Annotated in this window: 15 protein-coding genes; 8 read left to right on the top strand and 7 right to left on the bottom strand. The window is 70.4% G+C overall.

All coding sequences use genetic code 11. The features are described 5' to 3' along the window. Positions 1 to 159 precede the first annotated feature (159 nt). Positions 160 to 2,406 (bottom strand): 1,4-alpha-glucan branching enzyme, encoded by a 2,247-nt coding sequence (locus tag D183_RS0102975; RefSeq protein ID WP_017907680.1) that lies wholly within the window; start codon positions 2,404 to 2,406, stop codon positions 160 to 162. Beyond that, positions 2,403 to 4,028, bottom strand: a complete 1,626-nt coding sequence (gene glgA, locus D183_RS0102970) for a glycogen synthase GlgA (RefSeq protein WP_017907679.1) — start codon at positions 4,026 to 4,028, stop codon at positions 2,403 to 2,405. Before glgA ends, D183_RS0102975 begins: the two co-directional genes overlap by 4 nt. Before the next feature lie 408 nt (positions 4,029 to 4,436). Here glgA and D183_RS0102965 point away from each other — a divergent pair, with 408 nt between their 5' ends. Next, positions 4,437 to 4,661 (top strand): hypothetical protein, encoded by a 225-nt coding sequence (locus D183_RS0102965; protein ID WP_198526560.1) that lies wholly within the window; start codon positions 4,437 to 4,439, stop codon positions 4,659 to 4,661. Between the two features lie 65 nt (positions 4,662 to 4,726). Here the strand turns inward: D183_RS0102965 and D183_RS0102960 are convergent, their stop codons facing one another. Further along, a complete protein-coding gene (locus D183_RS0102960) occupies positions 4,727 to 5,101 on the bottom strand; it encodes a response regulator (RefSeq protein ID WP_017907677.1) in 375 nt (124 codons plus the stop codon). A 115-nt stretch (positions 5,102 to 5,216) separates the two neighbouring features. Here D183_RS0102960 and D183_RS0102955 point away from each other — a divergent pair, with 115 nt between their 5' ends. Next, complete coding sequence (locus D183_RS0102955) at positions 5,217 to 6,524, top strand: two-component system sensor histidine kinase NtrB (protein WP_017907676.1); 1,308 nt, start codon at positions 5,217 to 5,219, stop codon at positions 6,522 to 6,524. Between the two features lie 6 nt (positions 6,525 to 6,530). Here D183_RS0102955 and D183_RS0102950 read toward each other — a convergent pair whose 3' ends face one another. Beyond that, the gene (locus tag D183_RS0102950) at positions 6,531 to 7,151 is read right to left on the bottom strand and encodes a cysteine hydrolase family protein (RefSeq protein WP_232757190.1); all 621 of its coding nucleotides are present in this window, start codon (positions 7,149 to 7,151) and stop codon (positions 6,531 to 6,533) included. A 308-nt stretch (positions 7,152 to 7,459) separates the two neighbouring features. Here D183_RS0102950 and mdoH point away from each other — a divergent pair, with 308 nt between their 5' ends. The 4 genes from mdoH to hemC all read left to right on the top strand — a co-directional run bounded on the left by mdoH (position 7,460) and on the right by hemC (position 11,931). Continuing rightward, positions 7,460 to 9,409, top strand: a complete 1,950-nt coding sequence (gene mdoH / locus D183_RS0102945) for a glucans biosynthesis glucosyltransferase MdoH (protein WP_039725972.1) — start codon at positions 7,460 to 7,462, stop codon at positions 9,407 to 9,409. Between the two features lie 39 nt (positions 9,410 to 9,448). After that, positions 9,449 to 10,114, top strand: a complete 666-nt coding sequence (locus D183_RS0102940) for an alpha/beta hydrolase (RefSeq protein WP_017907673.1) — start codon at positions 9,449 to 9,451, stop codon at positions 10,112 to 10,114. Positions 10,115 to 10,217: 103 nt separating this feature from the next. Next, positions 10,218 to 10,949 (top strand): LytR/AlgR family response regulator transcription factor, encoded by a 732-nt coding sequence (locus tag D183_RS0102935; protein WP_017907672.1) that lies wholly within the window; start codon positions 10,218 to 10,220, stop codon positions 10,947 to 10,949. Between the two features lie 58 nt (positions 10,950 to 11,007). Continuing rightward, entirely contained in the window at positions 11,008 to 11,931 is a 924-nt protein-coding gene (gene hemC / locus D183_RS0102930) for a hydroxymethylbilane synthase (protein WP_017907671.1), read from the top strand. Between the two features lie 380 nt (positions 11,932 to 12,311). Here the strand turns inward: hemC and D183_RS0102925 are convergent, their stop codons facing one another. Then, the gene (locus D183_RS0102925) at positions 12,312 to 13,106 is read right to left on the bottom strand and encodes a DUF481 domain-containing protein (protein WP_017907670.1); all 795 of its coding nucleotides are present in this window, start codon (positions 13,104 to 13,106) and stop codon (positions 12,312 to 12,314) included. A 180-nt stretch (positions 13,107 to 13,286) separates the two neighbouring features. Here D183_RS0102925 and D183_RS0102920 point away from each other — a divergent pair, with 180 nt between their 5' ends. After that, positions 13,287 to 14,258, top strand: coding sequence for a helix-turn-helix transcriptional regulator (locus D183_RS0102920; RefSeq protein WP_010341069.1), 972 nt, complete (start codon positions 13,287 to 13,289; stop codon positions 14,256 to 14,258). 97 nt (positions 14,259 to 14,355) lie between these two features. Here D183_RS0102920 and D183_RS0102915 read toward each other — a convergent pair whose 3' ends face one another. After that, the gene (locus D183_RS0102915) at positions 14,356 to 14,781 is read right to left on the bottom strand and encodes a winged helix-turn-helix transcriptional regulator (RefSeq protein ID WP_255325519.1); all 426 of its coding nucleotides are present in this window, start codon (positions 14,779 to 14,781) and stop codon (positions 14,356 to 14,358) included. Between the two features lie 234 nt (positions 14,782 to 15,015). Beyond that, positions 15,016 to 15,603 (bottom strand): lipocalin family protein, encoded by a 588-nt coding sequence (locus D183_RS0102910; protein ID WP_017907668.1) that lies wholly within the window; start codon positions 15,601 to 15,603, stop codon positions 15,016 to 15,018. Between the two features lie 125 nt (positions 15,604 to 15,728). On the opposite strand from D183_RS0102910, the gene D183_RS23880 reads away from it, so the two are divergent. Next, positions 15,729 to 15,991 (top strand): hypothetical protein (locus D183_RS23880; protein ID WP_017907667.1); only part of this gene is annotated, 263 nt, incomplete at its 3' end.

The raw sequence follows: 15,991 nt of genomic DNA, 5'->3' as shown, positions 1-15,991 counted from the left end.
GCTGCCGCCGATCGTCGCCGAACACCAGCTCCACGCGCTCGGCATCCGGCGCCCACAGCGCGAAGGCGACCTCGCCGTTGGCGCCCGGCCAGGCGCCGGGGCGCAGGACCGCGCGCGGGGCGGCGGAGGAATCGGTCGAGACAGCGGTCGTGGCCATGGTCAAAGGTCCGGTTGCAGCCAAAGGGTGGACAGCGGCGGCAGGGTCAGCGCCAGCGATTGCGCATGCCCGTGCATCGGCTGCGGCAGGGTCGACAGCACACCGCCGTTGCCCTGGTTGGAACCGCCGTAATAGCCGCTGTCGCTGTTGAGAATCTCGCGCCAGCGTCCGCCACGCGGCACCCCCACGCGGTAATCGTGGTGGACGGTCGGCGTGAAGTTGCTCACCGCCAGCAGCGGCGGCGTATCGTCATCGCGATCGTGGCGGACGAAGGCGAACACGCTGTTGTGGTGATCGTCGGCGATGCTCCATTCGAAGCCGTCGCTGCTGCGGTCGCTGCGGTACAGCGCCGGCAACGCACGCAACTGCCGGTTGAGGTCGGCGACCAGGCGCGCGACGCCGCGGTGCTCGGGCTGCTGCGCCTGCACCCAGTCCAGCGGCCGGTCGTGGTCCCAGTCCTGCCACTGCCCGAACTCGCAGCCCATGAACAGCAGTTTGCGTCCGGGATGCGCCCACATGAAGGCCAGGTAGGCGCGCAGGTTGGCGAAGCGCTGCCAGGCGTCGCCGGGCATGCGCGCCAGCAGCGAGCCCTTGCCGCGCGCCACCTCGTCGTGCGACAGCGGCAGCACGAAATGCTCGGAGAACGCATACACCAGGCCGAAGCTCATCTCGCTGTGGTGGTGCTGCCGGTGCAGCGGATCGCGCTGCAGGTAGCGCAGGGTGTCGTGCGCCCAGCCCATGTTCCACTTGTGGCTGAAGCCCAGCCCGCCCTGCTGCGTGGGCGCTGTGGCACCCGGCCACGCGGTGGATTCCTCGGCGATGGTGCGCACGCCCGGGAAGCGCTGCGCGATCTCGTCGTTGAGCCGGCGCAGGAAGGCGATCGCCTCCAGGTTCTCGCGGCCGCCATGGGCGTTGGGAATCCACTCGCCGGCGTTGCGGCCGTAGTCGCGGTACAGCATCGCCGCCACCGCATCCACGCGCAGGCCGTCGACGTGGAAGCGCTCGATCCACTCCAGCGCGCTGCCGATCAGGTAGGCCACCACTTCCGGGCGGCCGTAGTTGTAGACCAGCGTATTCCACTCGCGGTGCACGCCTTCGCGCGGGTCGGCGTGTTCGTACAGGGCGCTGCCGTCGAAGCGCTGCAGGCCGTGCGCATCGTCGGGGAAGTGCGCACCGACCCAGTCCAGCAGCACGCCGATGCCGGCCTGGTGACAGGCATCGACAAAGCGCGCGAAGCCCTCGGCGTCGCCGTGGCGCGCGGTCGGCGCGTACAGCCCAAGCGGCTGGTAGCCCCAGGAGCCGCCGAACGGATACTCGGCGATCGGCAGCAGTTCGATATGGGTGAAGCCGAGCCCGCGCACGTAGGGAATCAGTTCCGCGGCCAGCGCATCCCAGTGCAGCGGCTGGCCGTTGCCGTCGTGGCGCCAGGAGCCGGCATGCAGTTCGTAGACGCTCAGCGGCTGCGCGCTGCCGGCCTGGGCCTCGCGCTGCGCCAGCCAGGCCGCATCGCCCCAGGCGTGGCTGTCGGCGTACGGCACCACCGAGGCGGTGGACGGCGCAAGGGCGCTGCAACGCGCCACCGGATCGGCCTTGCGCGGCAGCACGCTGCCGTCGGCGGCCTGCACTTCGTATTGATAGTGTTCGCCGCCGTGCAGCCCGGGCACGAACAGTTCCCAGACCCCGGCCTCCGGATGCAGGCGCAGCGGATGCCGGCGTGCGTCCCAGCCATTGAAGTCGCCGACCAGCGCCACCCGCCTGGCTTGCGGCGCCCACACCGCGAAGCGCACGCCCTCCACCTCGCCGACGCGGGCGTGATGCGCGCCGAGCGCGGTACGCAGGGCGGCGCCGTCGCCGGCGGCCAGATCCTGCAACCAGGCCGGATCGAGCATCGGCTCGAAGGCATAGGGATCGTCGCATTCCTGCACCGCGTCCGGCCACACGATGCGCAGCCGGTAGGGCGTGGGCTGCTTCAGCTCGCCCTCGAACAGGCCATCGGCCTGCGGGTGGGTACGCATCCGCGCAATCAGCTTGCCCTGCGCATCGAGCAGGCCCAGCGCCTCGGCGCCGGGCGCCAGCACACGCACCCGCACCGTGCCGTCGGCCTGTGGATGCGGGCCGAGCCAGGCGAACGCATCGATCGCCTCGCCGCGTGCCAGTGCCTGCAGGGCAAGGCCGTCGCCGTCCTCCTCCGTGTCCGCCGCCGGGTCCCCGCCGGCGGCCGGGTCCACGGCGTGTTCCCGATCGCTCATGCGGCGGCCATGGCACTCGCGGTGGCCGACACCGTGGCGCTGGCCGCGGCCGGGATGTTGCCGGCGGTCGTGGCGGCGGTGCGCTCATACAGCGCCATGTACTTGCGCCCGGCCAACTCCCAGCCGCTGGGCCGCAGCATCGCCGCGCGACGCATCGCCTGCAGCAGACCCGGCAGGCGGAAGGTGCGGAACACCCGTTGCAGGCAGCGGCGCAGGCCGTCGGCCGAGGCTTCCTCGAACAGGAAGCCGGTGACGCCGTCGTCCACCGTGTCGATCAGGCCGCCGGTAGCGTGGGCGATCGGCAGGCTGCCGAAGCGCTGTGCGTACATCTGGCTCAACCCGCAGGGCTCGAAGCGGGAGGGCATCAGCAGGAAGTCGGAGCCGGCGAACATGCGCCGCGCCAGCGGCTCTTCGAAGCCGATGTGCGCGCCGACATGGCCGGGGTAACGCCGCGCCAGCGCCGCCACCGCCTGCTCGATCTGCGGCTCGCCGCCACCGATGATCACGATCTGGCCGCCGGCGGCGACGATCTGCGGCGCCACCTCGCAGATCAGGTCCAGGCCCTTCTGGTGCACCAGCCGCGAGACCACCGCGAACAGCGGACCGTCGCTGTCGAGCAGGCCAAACGCCTGGCGCACCTGCGCCGCGTTCTCGCGCTTGCCCTGGATCTGGCCGACGCCGAAGTGCGCCGGCAGGTGCGCGTCGGTGCGCGGATCCCAGCTGGCGTCGATGCCGTTGACGATGCCGCTGAGGCGGCCGCTGGCGGCGCGCCGCGCCAGCAGCGCGTCCAGGCCGCAGCCCTGCGCCGGGCCGGTGATCTGCGCGGCGTAGCTGACGCTGACCGTGTTCACATGGTCGGCGTGGACGATGCCGGCACGCAGGAACGACATCTGCCCGTAGAACTCCAGATCCTGCAGGCCCTCGGCGGGGATGCCCAGGGCACCGGCCATCGCATATGGGAACAGCCCCTGGTAGGCGAGGTTGTGGATGGTCAGCAGGCACGGCGTGCGGCCGCCGGACCAGCGCACGTAGGCCGCGGCCAGCGCACACGGCCAGTCGTTCAGGTGCAGCAGCTCCGGCGTCCAGTCCAGCCCGGCCTGGCCGCCGGCGATCTGCGCGGCAGCGTGGGACAGGGTGGCGAAGCGCAGCGCGTTGTCTTCCCAGTCGCGGCCTTCGCTGCACACGTACGGCGAACCCTGTCGCTCGAACAGCTGCGGGCATAGCAGCACGTAGACGCACAGACCATCCGGACGCTCGGCCCGGCCCAGCGCGCAATCCGGCAGCCCGGCATGTGCGGCGATGCGGCCGACGATCTCCAGCGGCCCGGTCGTGCGCAGCACCGCCGGGTAGCCCGGGATCAGCACGCGGATGTCGCAGCTGCCGCGCAGCGCGCGCGGCAAGGCCGCGGCCACGTCGCCCAGGCCGCCGGCCTTGATGAAGTCGGCCATCTCGGAGGTCACGAACAGGCTGGTCCGGCGCGGCGCCGGGTGCAGCTTGACGGTCACCTCGGCATTGCGGACGAAGCGGCCGCGCGCATCGCGGTAGCGGCGGCGTGGCGCATGCAGCACCGGATGGGTATCGCGTTGTCTGTCGGTCAGGTCGGCGGGGGTGGGGGGCGACATGGCGGTTCCGTCTGGGAAGGGGGAGGACGGGGCACACGAAAATCGGAAAGCGACTGCCGACGCGCGTCCTGGCGGGCGCGCGACGCGAAACGAAGAAAGAGGCACGGCAGCGTCGAAACGGAACGGCGATGTTGCAGTGCGATAATGCACGAGCAAAGTACAAATGGCGCGATAAAAGAGGCGTGAAGCGCGCGCTTGTCTACGGCGAAATGGAGAGTGCGGCGCATAGTGGATTTGCCGAACGTCAGACGCCGCAAGCATGGATCGCGTTGCACGTGCGAATGAATCGTTTAGCTTCCGTTGCCGGACACGTGCCGCGCTCCCTGTGCGACCGTGGTCGCCACCTCCGTTGTGCGAGCTTCATGCGGTCTATGGTGCAGTGTGCTCATGACAGTCTTGAAACCGCAGATGCGCCGCGAGCTGGACGGCTTCGTCCTCGACGGGCTGCTGCGTGCGTGCCCGGATGGCGTGCTCGAGCCGCAGATCTGCATCAGTGGCCACGATGGGGCGGTGCTCGGCCGGCATGCGTTCGACGGCGTGTATTTCCGCGATGCCAACGCTGGGGCCTATTTCGTCGCCGAGCGCCTGGCCGCGATCCGTTCGGCACGGTACGGAAAGCTGGTCTTCGCCTGAGTTCGCTGGCCGGCCATCTGCCGGGTGCGATTGCCGCGCAGAAGCGGCGTGGGGTGGCGCCCCGCTCAGGCTCCGGTCTGCAGACGATCCAGGGCCGCCAGCAGATCGGTGCGGCGGTAAGGTTTCGGCAGAAAGCCGGTGTGCTCCGGCAGCATCCATGGTTCCGGCGCGTGCATGCCGGAGGTCAGCAGGGCCGGGGTGACGATGCCGCGGCGGCGCAACTGGCGCACCATGCTCAAGCCGTCGCAGCGCGGCATCTGCACGTCGCTGAAGATCAACGCCACGTCCGGATGCCGTTCCAGCACCGCCAGTGCTTCCTGCGCGGTCGCCGCCGACAGGACCCGGTATCCATCGGCGGCCAGCATGGCGGCGGCCAACTCCCGGATCGTCTGGTCGTCCTCCACCAGAAGAATGGTGGTGGAGGCGGAGGTGACGCGCATAATGCAGGGATCGCTTTAATAAATAATCCACTGCAGCTTCACGATTCGTCGGTGAAGCGCTGGTGACGTCCCGCAAATCCCGATATTCTCGACCTTACTTACTGCGAGACGCAGCTTGACCACGCACGCCCACTATCGGCAGATCGTCGAGCTCTCCCACGACTGCATCAAGGAAGTCGGCCGCGACGGCGTCGTGCGCTCGATCAATCCCCACGGGTTGGCCCTGCTCGGCGTGTCCGACCCCGCCGACGTCGTCGGCCACAACTGGGTCGAGCTGTGGCCCGAGGACATGCGCTCGCTGACCCAGGGCGCCTTTGCTGCGGCGTTGGGCAACGAGCAGCGTGAATTCTGGGCGGAGCGCCCGTCGCTGGATGGACGGCGGCGCTGGTGGCACGTGATGGTCAGTCCGCTGGCCAACGCCTCGGCGCGGGTGGAAAGCGTGCTGGTGATCAGCCGCGACGTCACCCAGCAACACCAGGTCGAACAGGCCCTGCGCGCGCTGGGTCACCTCGCCCCGATCGAGGGCCGGGGCGACACGATGGACGCCGACGATGCCGCTGCGCTGGGCCGTCGCTGGCAGACCGAGCAGTCGCAGCTGCGCGGGCAACTGGACATCGCCCTGGCCGCGCAGCGCGTGGCCGAGCGCGCCATGACCCAGGCGCAGAAGGGCGAGGCGATCGGGCAGATGCTCGCCGGCGTGGTCCACGACTTCAACAACATGCTGCATACCGCGATTACCTCGGTGAGCATGGTCGCCGATCATCCGCAGCGCCTGCAGCCGGACCAGCAACGGCTGCTCGCCATCGCCAACGAGGCCTTGCAGCACGGCGCGGGCATGACCCGGCGCCTGCTCGGCTTCGCCCGCGCGCACCCGGTCAAGCCGATCTGGCTGGACCTGAACGCGCTGGTGACGCAGATGCAGCCGTTGTTGGCGCAGGCGCTGGGCGGCGAGATGCGCCTGCAATTGCTCGCATGTGCCGAGGTGACCACGACCTATGCCGACCGCAACGCGGTCGAGCAGGCGGTCATGAACCTGGCCCTGAACGCGCGCGACGCCAGTCGCCCCGGCGATGCGGTGACGATCCGCTGCGGCGCGCTGGAAGTGCCGCCGTCGCGCGCGGCGGCGATGCGCCAGCCCGGCCGCTACGTGACCCTGGCGGTCAGCGACCAGGGCGAGGGCATGTCCGATGCGGTCAAGTCGCGCCTGTTCGAGGCGTACTTCACCACCAAGCCCGAGGGCAAGGGCACCGGCCTGGGGCTGGCCCAGGTCTATGGGCTGGTGCGCCAGGCCGGCGGCTTCGTCGACGTGGAATCGGAACTGGGACGCGGCACCACCATCACCCTGGCGTTTCCGTTCGTGGCGCGGCCGCTCGGCGACGATGGCGAGGGCGCCGACCCGATGCCGGTGCCGACGGCGGAGTAACCCCGCTCATCCGCCCGCGCGCGCCGGCAGTCGGTCGCTGATGCGCACCGCGAAGGCCTCGCGCAGCACCTGCAGCGCCCGTTGCTGGCGCCCGGCATCCAGCGCCGCGCAGCACGAGGGCGGCACCTGCACCTGGAAATCGCGCATGCGCGCATCGATCGCGGTCGCCAGTACGCAGGCGTCGGTGGCGATGCCGGTGACCAGCAGGCGGGTGGTCTGCAGCCGCGACAGCAGCAGGGCCAGGGCCGAACCGAGGAAGGCGGAGTGCTTGGGCTTGAGCACGTAATAGTCCTGCGGGCGCGGCGCCAGGCAGGCGGCAATGCGTGCGCCGCGCTGCTTCGGGTCGGCGCACAGGGTCCACAGACCTTCGAAATCGGTCCGCCAGTCGGCGAAGTTGTCGTTGGCGAACAGCACCGGCCAGCCGCGGCGATGGAAGCGCGCGCGGAGCTGGGCGATGCGCTCGGCCACCGGCAGTGCGGCCTCCGCCAGCCGTGCGCCGTCCGGGAAGTCGAAACGGCTGATCATGTCCACGATCAACAGCGCCGGCGCTCCGTGCGGCGGCGCGGGTGGTGCCGGATGGTCGTGTTGCCGCTGGGTGCCTGTGCGTCGCCGGGCGGGCTGGCGCATGCGTCGATCCTCCATTGCCGGACTGGCTTCATGGTCGGCGCGACGGGTGAAACGCGGGTGAGCGCAGGTGACGGCGGCACGGCTGAACGGATCGGCCGGCGCCACCTCGGCGGCGCCGCTGGCCACCTTCGCGAAAGCTTACTATTTAGGGTTTACATTGACCGGCGTCCTTGCCCGTCGACAGGAGAGCACGTGGTACCAACTGGCGAACACAACCAGGCGCGCGTGGCCGCGGCGGCATCCGCCGTGCCGTCCGCCCGCGGCACTTCCCGATGGCGCTGCGGCGCCGGACGCGGTCGGCGGATCGCATGAGCACGGTCGCCCCCACACCGGCCGTGCACGTCGATGCTCCCCTGGATGCCGGCCACGCGGTCCTGCCGCCCGAGGCGCCGCTGGCCATGCCGCTGCAGTCGCTGCAGGAAGGCAAGCTGCGCAACACGCGCCTGCCCAGCACCCCGGTCGGGATCGGCTGGCGGCGCTTCTACGTGTTCGGCACCACCGCGGCGATGACCGCCTACGCCAGTTGGCTGATCGGCAAGGTCTTGGTGATCGGCGGCGTGAGCGTGCTCGAAGCCTGTCTGATGGTGCTGTTCATCCCGTTGTTCGCCTGGATCGCGCTGTCGTTCGTGAGCGCGCTGGCCGGCTTCTTCACCCTGGTGTTCGGCAAGGGTCGCAAGCTCGGCATCGATCCGGACGCGCCGCTGCCGCAGGTGCGCAACCGCACCGCGCTGCTGATGCCCACCTACAACGAGGATCCGCACCGGCTGATGGCCGGCCTGCAGGCGATCTACGAATCGGTGGCGGCCACCGGCCAGATCGAGCGCTTCGATTTCTTCATCCTCAGCGACACCACGCGCCCGGCCATCGGCGCGGAAGAAGAGAAGGTGTACGCCGAGCTGGTGGAGCGCGTCGGCGGCCAAGGTCGCCTGTTCTATCGGCGCCGCGCCAGCAATGCCGGGCGCAAGGCCGGCAACATCGCCGATTGGGTACGCCGCTTCGGCGGCGCCTATCCGCAGATGCTGATCCTGGACGCCGACAGCCTGATGACCGGCGACAGCATCGTGCGCCTGGCTGCCGGCATGGAGGCCAACCCCGACGTCGGCCTGATCCAGACCCTGCCGGAAGTGGTCAACGGCAACACCCTGTTCGCGCGCATGCAGCAGTTCGGCGGCCGCGTCTACGGCCCGGTGATCGCCTTCGGCGTGGCCTGGTGGCACGGGGCGGAAAGCAACTACTGGGGCCACAACGCGATGATCCGCACCGAGGCCTTCGCCGCGCAGGCGGGCCTGCCGTCGCTGCCCGGGCGCAAGCCGTTCTGCGGCCACGTGCTCAGCCACGACTTCGTCGAAGCGGCGCTGATGCGCCGTGGCGGTTGGGCCATGCACATGGTGCCGTACCTGCAGGGCAGCTACGAGGAAGGCCCGCCGACGCTGACCGACCTGCTGGTGCGCGACCGCCGCTGGTGCCAGGGCAACCTGCAGCACTCCAAGGTGGTGCGCGCGCGTGGCCTGCACTGGGTCAGCCGCATGCACATGCTGATCGGCATCGGCCATTACTTCACCGCGCCGATGTGGGGCATGCTGATGCTGATCGGCATCGCCATTCCGCTGCAGAACGGCGGTTTCGACCTGGTCGCCTCGGTGATCTCGCCGTTCTCGCCGGCGCGCTACTGGCACCAGCAGGACTCCACGCGGGTGGCCTGGGTGTTCGCGGTGACCATGTTCGTGCTGCTGGCGCCGAAGGTGATGGGCTACTTCGCGATGCTGCTCAAGCCCGGCGAACGCCGCGGCTGCGGTGGCGGGCTGCGCGCCTTCGCCAGCATGCTGCTGGAGACCCTGCTGGCCGCGCTGATGGCGCCGGTGGTGATGTACGTGCAGTCGCGCGGCGTGGCCGAGGTGCTGGCCGGCAAGGACTCGGGCTGGGACGCGCAGCAGCGCGACGATGGCCGCATTTCGTGGTCGGCGCTGTTGCGCAGCTACGGCGGACTGAGCGCGTTCGGCCTGCTGATGGGCGGCATGGCCTATGCCGTGTCGCCGTCGCTGGCGGCATGGATGGCGCCGGTGGTGATCGGCATGGCGCTGGCGGTGCCGGTGGTGGCGATCAGCTCCTCGCGCGCCGCCGGCCTGTGGCTGCGCAAGCTGCGCATCCTCGCCATTCCCGAGGAGTCGCAGCCGCCGGCAGTGCTGCTGCGCGCCGCCCAACTGCGCCGCGAGGCCGCCGCACGCCGGGCCGAGGCCGAGGCGCAGGCCCAGGGCTGACGCCGGCATACTATCCGGCCTCATTCATCGGGAACCGACATGCTGGAGACAGTGGAACACGAAACCGGCGCCGCGCCGCGCTGGACCGTCCTGTGGCTGCACGGCCTGGGCGCCGACGGCAACGACTTCGCGCCGCTGGTGCCGGAACTGGTGCGGCCGCACTGGCCGGCGCTGCGCTTCGTGTTCCCGCACGCGCCGGTGCGGCCGGTGACGGTCAACAACGGCGTGCGCATGCGCGCCTGGTACGACATCGTCAGCATGGACTTCTCCAACCGCGCCGACAGTGCCGGCGTCGCCGAATCGGTGGCGCAGGTCGAGGAACTGATCGCGCGCGAGGACGCGCGCGGCGTGCCGGCCGAGCGCCTGCTGCTGGCCGGCTTTTCCCAGGGCGGCGCGATCACCCTGGCCGCCGGCCTGCGCCGCGAACGGCCGCTGGCCGGCCTGATCGGGCTGTCCACCTACCTGCCGGAACTGGAGAGCGTCGCCAACTGGCACGTCCCGGCGGCCCTGCGGCAACCGCTGTTCATGGCCCACGGCCAGGGCGATCCAGTGATCCCGCAGACCTACGCCGAGCGTACCGCGCAGACCCTGCAGGCGCTGGGCATGCCGGTGCAGTGGCGACGCTATCCGATGGCGCACCAGGTCTGCGCCGAGGAAATCGCCGACCTGGGCGACTGGATGGACGCCTGCCTCGCCGGCAGCTGATTGCAGCGGCCGCATGGCGGCATGGTGCGCTGCCGATGGCGGGCGCCGGGAACCAGGGCTAGTATCGGCCGCAGCGCACGCCAGTCGAGTGAGGGAGGTCTGGGTGAAGGTGCTGATCGCCGACGACGAACCCCTGGCGCGCGAACGCCTGCGCACGCTGCTGGCCGCGCATGCCGGCGTGGAAGTGGTGGCCGAAGCCGACAACGGCATGGACGCGCTGCACGCCTGCGCCGCGGCGCAGCCGGACCTGGTGCTGCTGGACATCGCCATGCCCGGCCTCGACGGCCTGGAGGCCGCGCGCCATCTGGCCACCTTCGAACCGCGCCCGGCCGTGGTGTTCTGTACCGCCTACGACGCGCATGCGCTGTCCGCGTTCGAGGCGGCGGCGATCGACTACCTGATGAAGCCGGTGCGCGCCGAGCGCCTGGCCGCGGCCCTGCAGCGCGCCCGTACCTTCATGGCCGGACGCGGCAACGGCGACGCCGCGGCGCCGGCCCCGCAGCGCCGCACCCACCTGTGCGCGCGCCTGCGCGGCAGCCTGCGGCTGATCCCGGTCGACGACATCCACTACCTGCAGGCCGAGGAAAAGTACGTGGTCGTGCACCACGCCCGCGGCGAGGACCTGATCGAGGAATCGCTGCGCGCGCTGGAGGAGGAGTTCGCCGAGCGCTTCGTGCGCATCCACCGCAACTGCCTGGTCGCGCGCCACGAACTGGTGGAGCTGCGCCGGCTCGGCGAGGGCCAGGTGCAGGCGGTGCTGCGCCATGGCAAGCAGCCGCTGGAGGTCAGCCGGCGCTGCGTGGCGCAGCTGCGCAAGGAGATCCACCAGCGCTGACGCCGCCCGGGCCGCCCGCGTGCAGCGGCGGACCGCGGCTTTCCGCGATAATGCGCGCATGAAGATCCTGCGCATCGCTACCCGCAAGAGTCCGCTCGCCCTGTGGCAGAGCGAGCATGTCGCCGCCTGCCTGCGCCGTGCGCACCCGCACCTGGACGTGGTGCTGGTGCCGATGAGCACCCGCGGCGACGAAGTCCTGGACCGCTCGCTGGCGGCGATCGGCGGCAAGGGCCTGTTCCTGAAGGAACTGGAGCTGGCGATGCTGCGCGGCGAGGCCGATTGCGCGGTGCATTCGCTCAAGGATGTGCCGATGGAGCTGGATCCGCCGTTCGTGCTGCCGGCGATCCTGCCGCGCGCCGATCCGGCCGATGCGCTGATCTCCAATCTCTACGCCTCGCTGGACGCGCTGCCGCTCGGCGCGCGCGTCGGCACCTCCTCGCTGCGGCGGCAGGCGCAGCTGCGCGCGCGGCGCCCGGACCTGGAACTGCTGGACCTGCGCGGCAACGTCAACACGCGCCTGGCCAAGCTCGACAACGGCGGCTACGACGGCATCGTGCTGGCCTGCGCCGGCCTGCAGCGGTTGGGCCTGGAGGGGCGCATCACCCAGCGCCTGCAGGCGCCGGACTGGCTGCCGGCGCCGGCGCAGGGCGCCATCGCAGTGGAATGCCGCGAGGACGCCAGTGCCGCGCTGGCATTGTTCGCCGCGCTGGACGACGCCCCGACCCGCACCTGCGTGGAGGCCGAGCGGGCGATGAACCGCGCCCTGCACGGCAGCTGCCACGTGCCGGTGGCGGCCTTCGCGCAATGGCGCGGCGAGGACCTGCTGTTGCAGGGCCTGGTCGGCGGCGTCGCCGACGGGCGCCTGGTGCGCGCCGACCTGCAGCGCAGTGCGCAGGATCCGCAGGCACTGGGCCAGGCCGTGGCCGAGGCCCTGCTGGGTGCCGGCGCTCGCGAACTGCTGGATGTCGACCTGCCGGCCTGAGGGCGTGCGCAGTGCCGCGCCAGCGACGGTTGGGGGTCACCTGTCATGCAGCCGCGACAAGCGAAGCCGAAAGCGGATTGACACCCTCCGTCGTCGGGACTGAAGTCCCTCCCACAGTGCAGATCCCGGCAGTGCCGGTTGCGCGCGTGGGGGAGCGGCTGCAGCCGCGATAGGCGTTACCGGGAAAGCCTGCCGCGGCTGACGCCGCTCCTGCAGGTGAGGTGCATTGGTCCCTGCGCGCCAACGCCATTGCGTGCCGTGCTGGCGGGGCGCGGCTGCAGCGGTTCCTGCGAGAAGCGAATCAACGGGTCAGCCCTGCGGCGTCGCGAGGCGACGCGCCGCCCTTCCCTAATCCCGACTCCCCACTCCCGACTCCCGACTCACTTGAACTTGTAGACCAGGTTCATCGTGGTCAAGGTATCGGTCTTCTTCTTGTCGTCGCTGACGTCGCTGTTGTAGCGCGCCTGCCAGCCGGCCTTCAGCGCCAGGCGCTCGTTCATGCTCACCGAGATGCCCAGGTCGTTCTGCGCGAAGGTGTTGTACGCGCCGGATTCGACCAGCAGGGTGTTGCCCAGTTCGGTGTTGCTGGTCAGGCCGTACTTGAAGTCGACCAGGCCGCGGCCGATCAGGCCGGTTTCGGTGCGGTCCTCGACCACGTCGTGGGCACGGCGCACGCCGGGACCGATCTGTACGTCGATGCTGCGGCGGTCGCCGTCCATGATCCGGGTGCCGTAGCCGATGCCGATCGTCGCCAGGCGGTCGTAGGTGGCGAAGTCGTCGCGCTCGTAACGCAGCGAGGCGGTCAGCTGGCGGTGCTCGCCGAGCTGCAGCGCGCTGCCGGCGCTGCCGGTGTAGCGGTTGGAGGTGGTCTGGCGCTTGCGCGAGGTGGTGCCGTCCGGATTGGTGTCGGTGTACTCGGCGCTGGCGTGCAGGGCGAGCAGGTCCAGGCTGTGGATCCAGTCGCCGTCCACGTACTGGCCCTTGAGCCGGCCGTTGAGGCTTTCGTTGGTACTGTTCCCGTGCGAGGAGGCGAAGCCCAGTTCGCCCGATCCGCTCCACGGCGAACTGGCCGGGTCCGTGGCTGTCGGTGAGGTGGCGACGTCGGCGGCCCAGGCCGGGGACGTGCTCAGCAGCAACAAAGCGATGGCGGATACGAGGGTGGCACGGCGGGACATGGCTTCTCCGGGGATGAGGACGCAGCCTTCGGCTAACGAAATGGAAACGATTTCATCATACCGGATCCACATGACACCCTGGCCGGCCCCGGACGCCGGCTTCATCGGCGGTTCGGGCGCGCAGCCGGCTGCCGCGCCAGGCAGGCGTTTTCCGCCGTCGACTCAGACATAATCGGGGCCATGGACCGCTACGAACGCATCAACGCACTGCACCGCCTGCTCAAGTCCGCACGCTACCCGGTGACGGTGGCGCGGCTGCAGGACGAACTGGGCTGCTCCCGCGCCACCGTCTACCGCGATCTGGCCTTCCTGCGCGATGCGCTGATGGCGCCGGTGGAGGGCGACGGCGAGGCCGGCTTCCGCTACGAGTCCGGTGAGAGCGACCGGTTCGAGCTGCCCGGGCTGTGGCTGAGTTCGGAGGAACTGCACGCGCTGCTGGCCTCGCAGCAATTGCTGGCGCGCACCGGCGGCGGGGTGCTGTCCTCGGTGCTGGCGCCGCTGCAGCAGCGCATCGAGAGCCTGCTCGCCGCCCAGGCCGGGGCGACCCATTGGCCGGTGGAGCGGGTGCGGGTGATCCCGCACCGCGGCCGCAAGCTCGACGAAGCCAGTTTCCGCACCGTCGCCTCGGCGGTGCTGGAGCGCAAGCGCCTGTCCTTCGACTACCGCGCCCGCTCCACCGACGAATCGACCAAGCGCACGGTGTCGCCGCAGCGCATCACCCACTATCGCGACAACTGGTACCTGGACGCCTGGGACCATGGCCGCGACGCGGTGCGCAGCTTCGCGGTGGACCGCATCAACCACGCGCGCCTGCTCGACCAGCCGGCGCAGGACGTGGCCGACGCCGAACTGGATTCGCAGCTGGCGGCCAGCTACGGCATCTTCTCCGGCGCGCCCAAGGGCTGGGCCACCATCGTGTTCAGCCCCAAGGCCGCGCGCTGGGTCGCCGACGAGCACTGGCATTCCAAGCAGCAGGGCCGGTTCCTGGCCGATGGCCGCTACGAACTGAAGGTGCCCTACAGCGTCTCGCGCGAACTGCTGATGGACGTGCTGCACTATGGCTCGGATGCGGAGATCGTCGAGCCGCGCTCGCTGCGCGAGCAGGCCAAGGCGCTGCTGTCGCTGGCGCTGAGCAACTACAGCGACGACTGAGGCGTCGTCGTGCGCGCTGCGATAGCCCGCGTGGGAGCGGCTCCAGCCGCGACAGCGGCCTTACCGCCAATGCGTGTCGCAGCCTGGAGGTCGACGCCTACGCCGCATCCAGCGGCGCGCCGCCGCCGAGGATCACGCCGATGTTGCGCTCGATCCAGTCCACCAGCGCATGCACATGCGCCGCGGCTTCCTCGCCGAGCGGGGTCAGGTCGTACTCCACGTGCGGCGGCACCACCGGGTAGGCGGTGCGCTGCACCAGGCCGTCCGCTTCCAGCGCCTGCAGGGTCTGCGACAGCATCTTTTCGCTGACTCCTTCCAGGCTGCGGCGCAGATCGCCGAAGCGATGGGTGCCCTTGCGCAGGGCGACCAGCACCAGCACGCCCCAGCGGCTGGTGACGTGGCTGAGCACGGCCCGGGACGGGCAGTTCTGCGCGAATACCTGGCCGCGCAGCTGGGTCGCGTCCGCGCAGCCGCGCGGTGCTTCGTCGAGAGGTTCGGAGAGGACGCTGGCCAAGCGGTGCACCTGTCTGTGGGGGAGGGCGCCCCGATCATACGGGCCGCGCCGGGTGCTTCGCTGAGCGAAGGATGATCGTGGTGCCGGTGCAGACCATGCCCGGTGCGGCGGCGTGGCGGCGTTGGATGGTCGCAGTAAGGGGGCTGATGTGGCCCGAACGGCACACGGGCGCGCGGCGTGCGCCGGCCCAGCGCAATGCGGATCGGCTCGTCCGCGTCGCAGCCGGCTGCGACGGGAATTGCTTCAGGGCTTGTTCGGCACTTCGAAGCCGAGCTTGCCGACCTGGTCGCGGCGCTGCGCCACGCGCTTGAGCTTGTCGATGTTGACCCCGTACTGGTGGTCCAGCTTGTCGACCAGTTCGCGGTACTGCTTATGGCTCATGTTCGGCGAGCGCGCGAACACCCAGGCCAGATCGCGGCCGGGATAGTCGATCAGCGCCCAGGAATAGTCAGGCGCCACTTCCAGGATGCGGTACTTGGTGGGCACCATTCTGAAGAACCAGGTGGTCCAGCGGCGGTTGCCGGTGCCTTCCTTGACGGTGGCGCGCGAGTTGAGCTCCTTGACCGGCTCGTCGAAGCCGTTGCGGTACTCGTAGCGCACCGCGATCTTGCCGTCTTCCTTGAGGGTGTACTCGTCGCTGCTGGCGACGTGGCCGCGCTCGGCGAAGTACGGGATGTGGGCGATCACGTACCAGCGGCCCATGAAGCGCTGCAGGTCGATCGGCGGCTGCGCAGGCTCCTGCTCCGGGTCCGGCGCCTTGGCCCGGGCCGTCGTCAACGGGACGGCCATGCCCAGCAGCAGCACGGAAGCGAACAGGGAGAGCAGGCGCATAGGAGATTCCGGGGCGAAGGGCGAACGCCGGTGAAGTATGCGCGTGCGCCATGTCAATGGTGCGTCGCAGCCCCTGAGATGTCGCGGCGGCAACCTGCGCGCCTCGACTTCCAGGAGCTGCCGTCATGCCGATCGTTCCGTCCTCCCCGCGCACCCACGTCCCGCACCCGGGCCTGCGCCGCCTGCTGCGCCAGGCGATCCTGGCCGGGCTGGCCCTGGTCCTGGTATGGCCGGCCGCGCGCGGCCACAGCGAGTGGCTGGGCTGGCGGCCGCTGTGGTTGCTGGGCATGCCGCTGAGCGCCTGGTGGGCCTTGCACCGCTTCCCGCTGCCGCCGTTGCGGCGCCTGTGGGGACAGTGGCGGGCACGCCCGCGGGCGCAGGCGCGGCA

The organism is Xanthomonas sp. SHU 199, assembly GCF_000364665.1.
Taxonomy (GTDB): Bacteria; Pseudomonadota; Gammaproteobacteria; order Xanthomonadales; family Xanthomonadaceae; genus Xanthomonas_A; species Xanthomonas_A sontii.
This window is presented reverse-complemented; position numbering and strand designations above follow the sequence as displayed.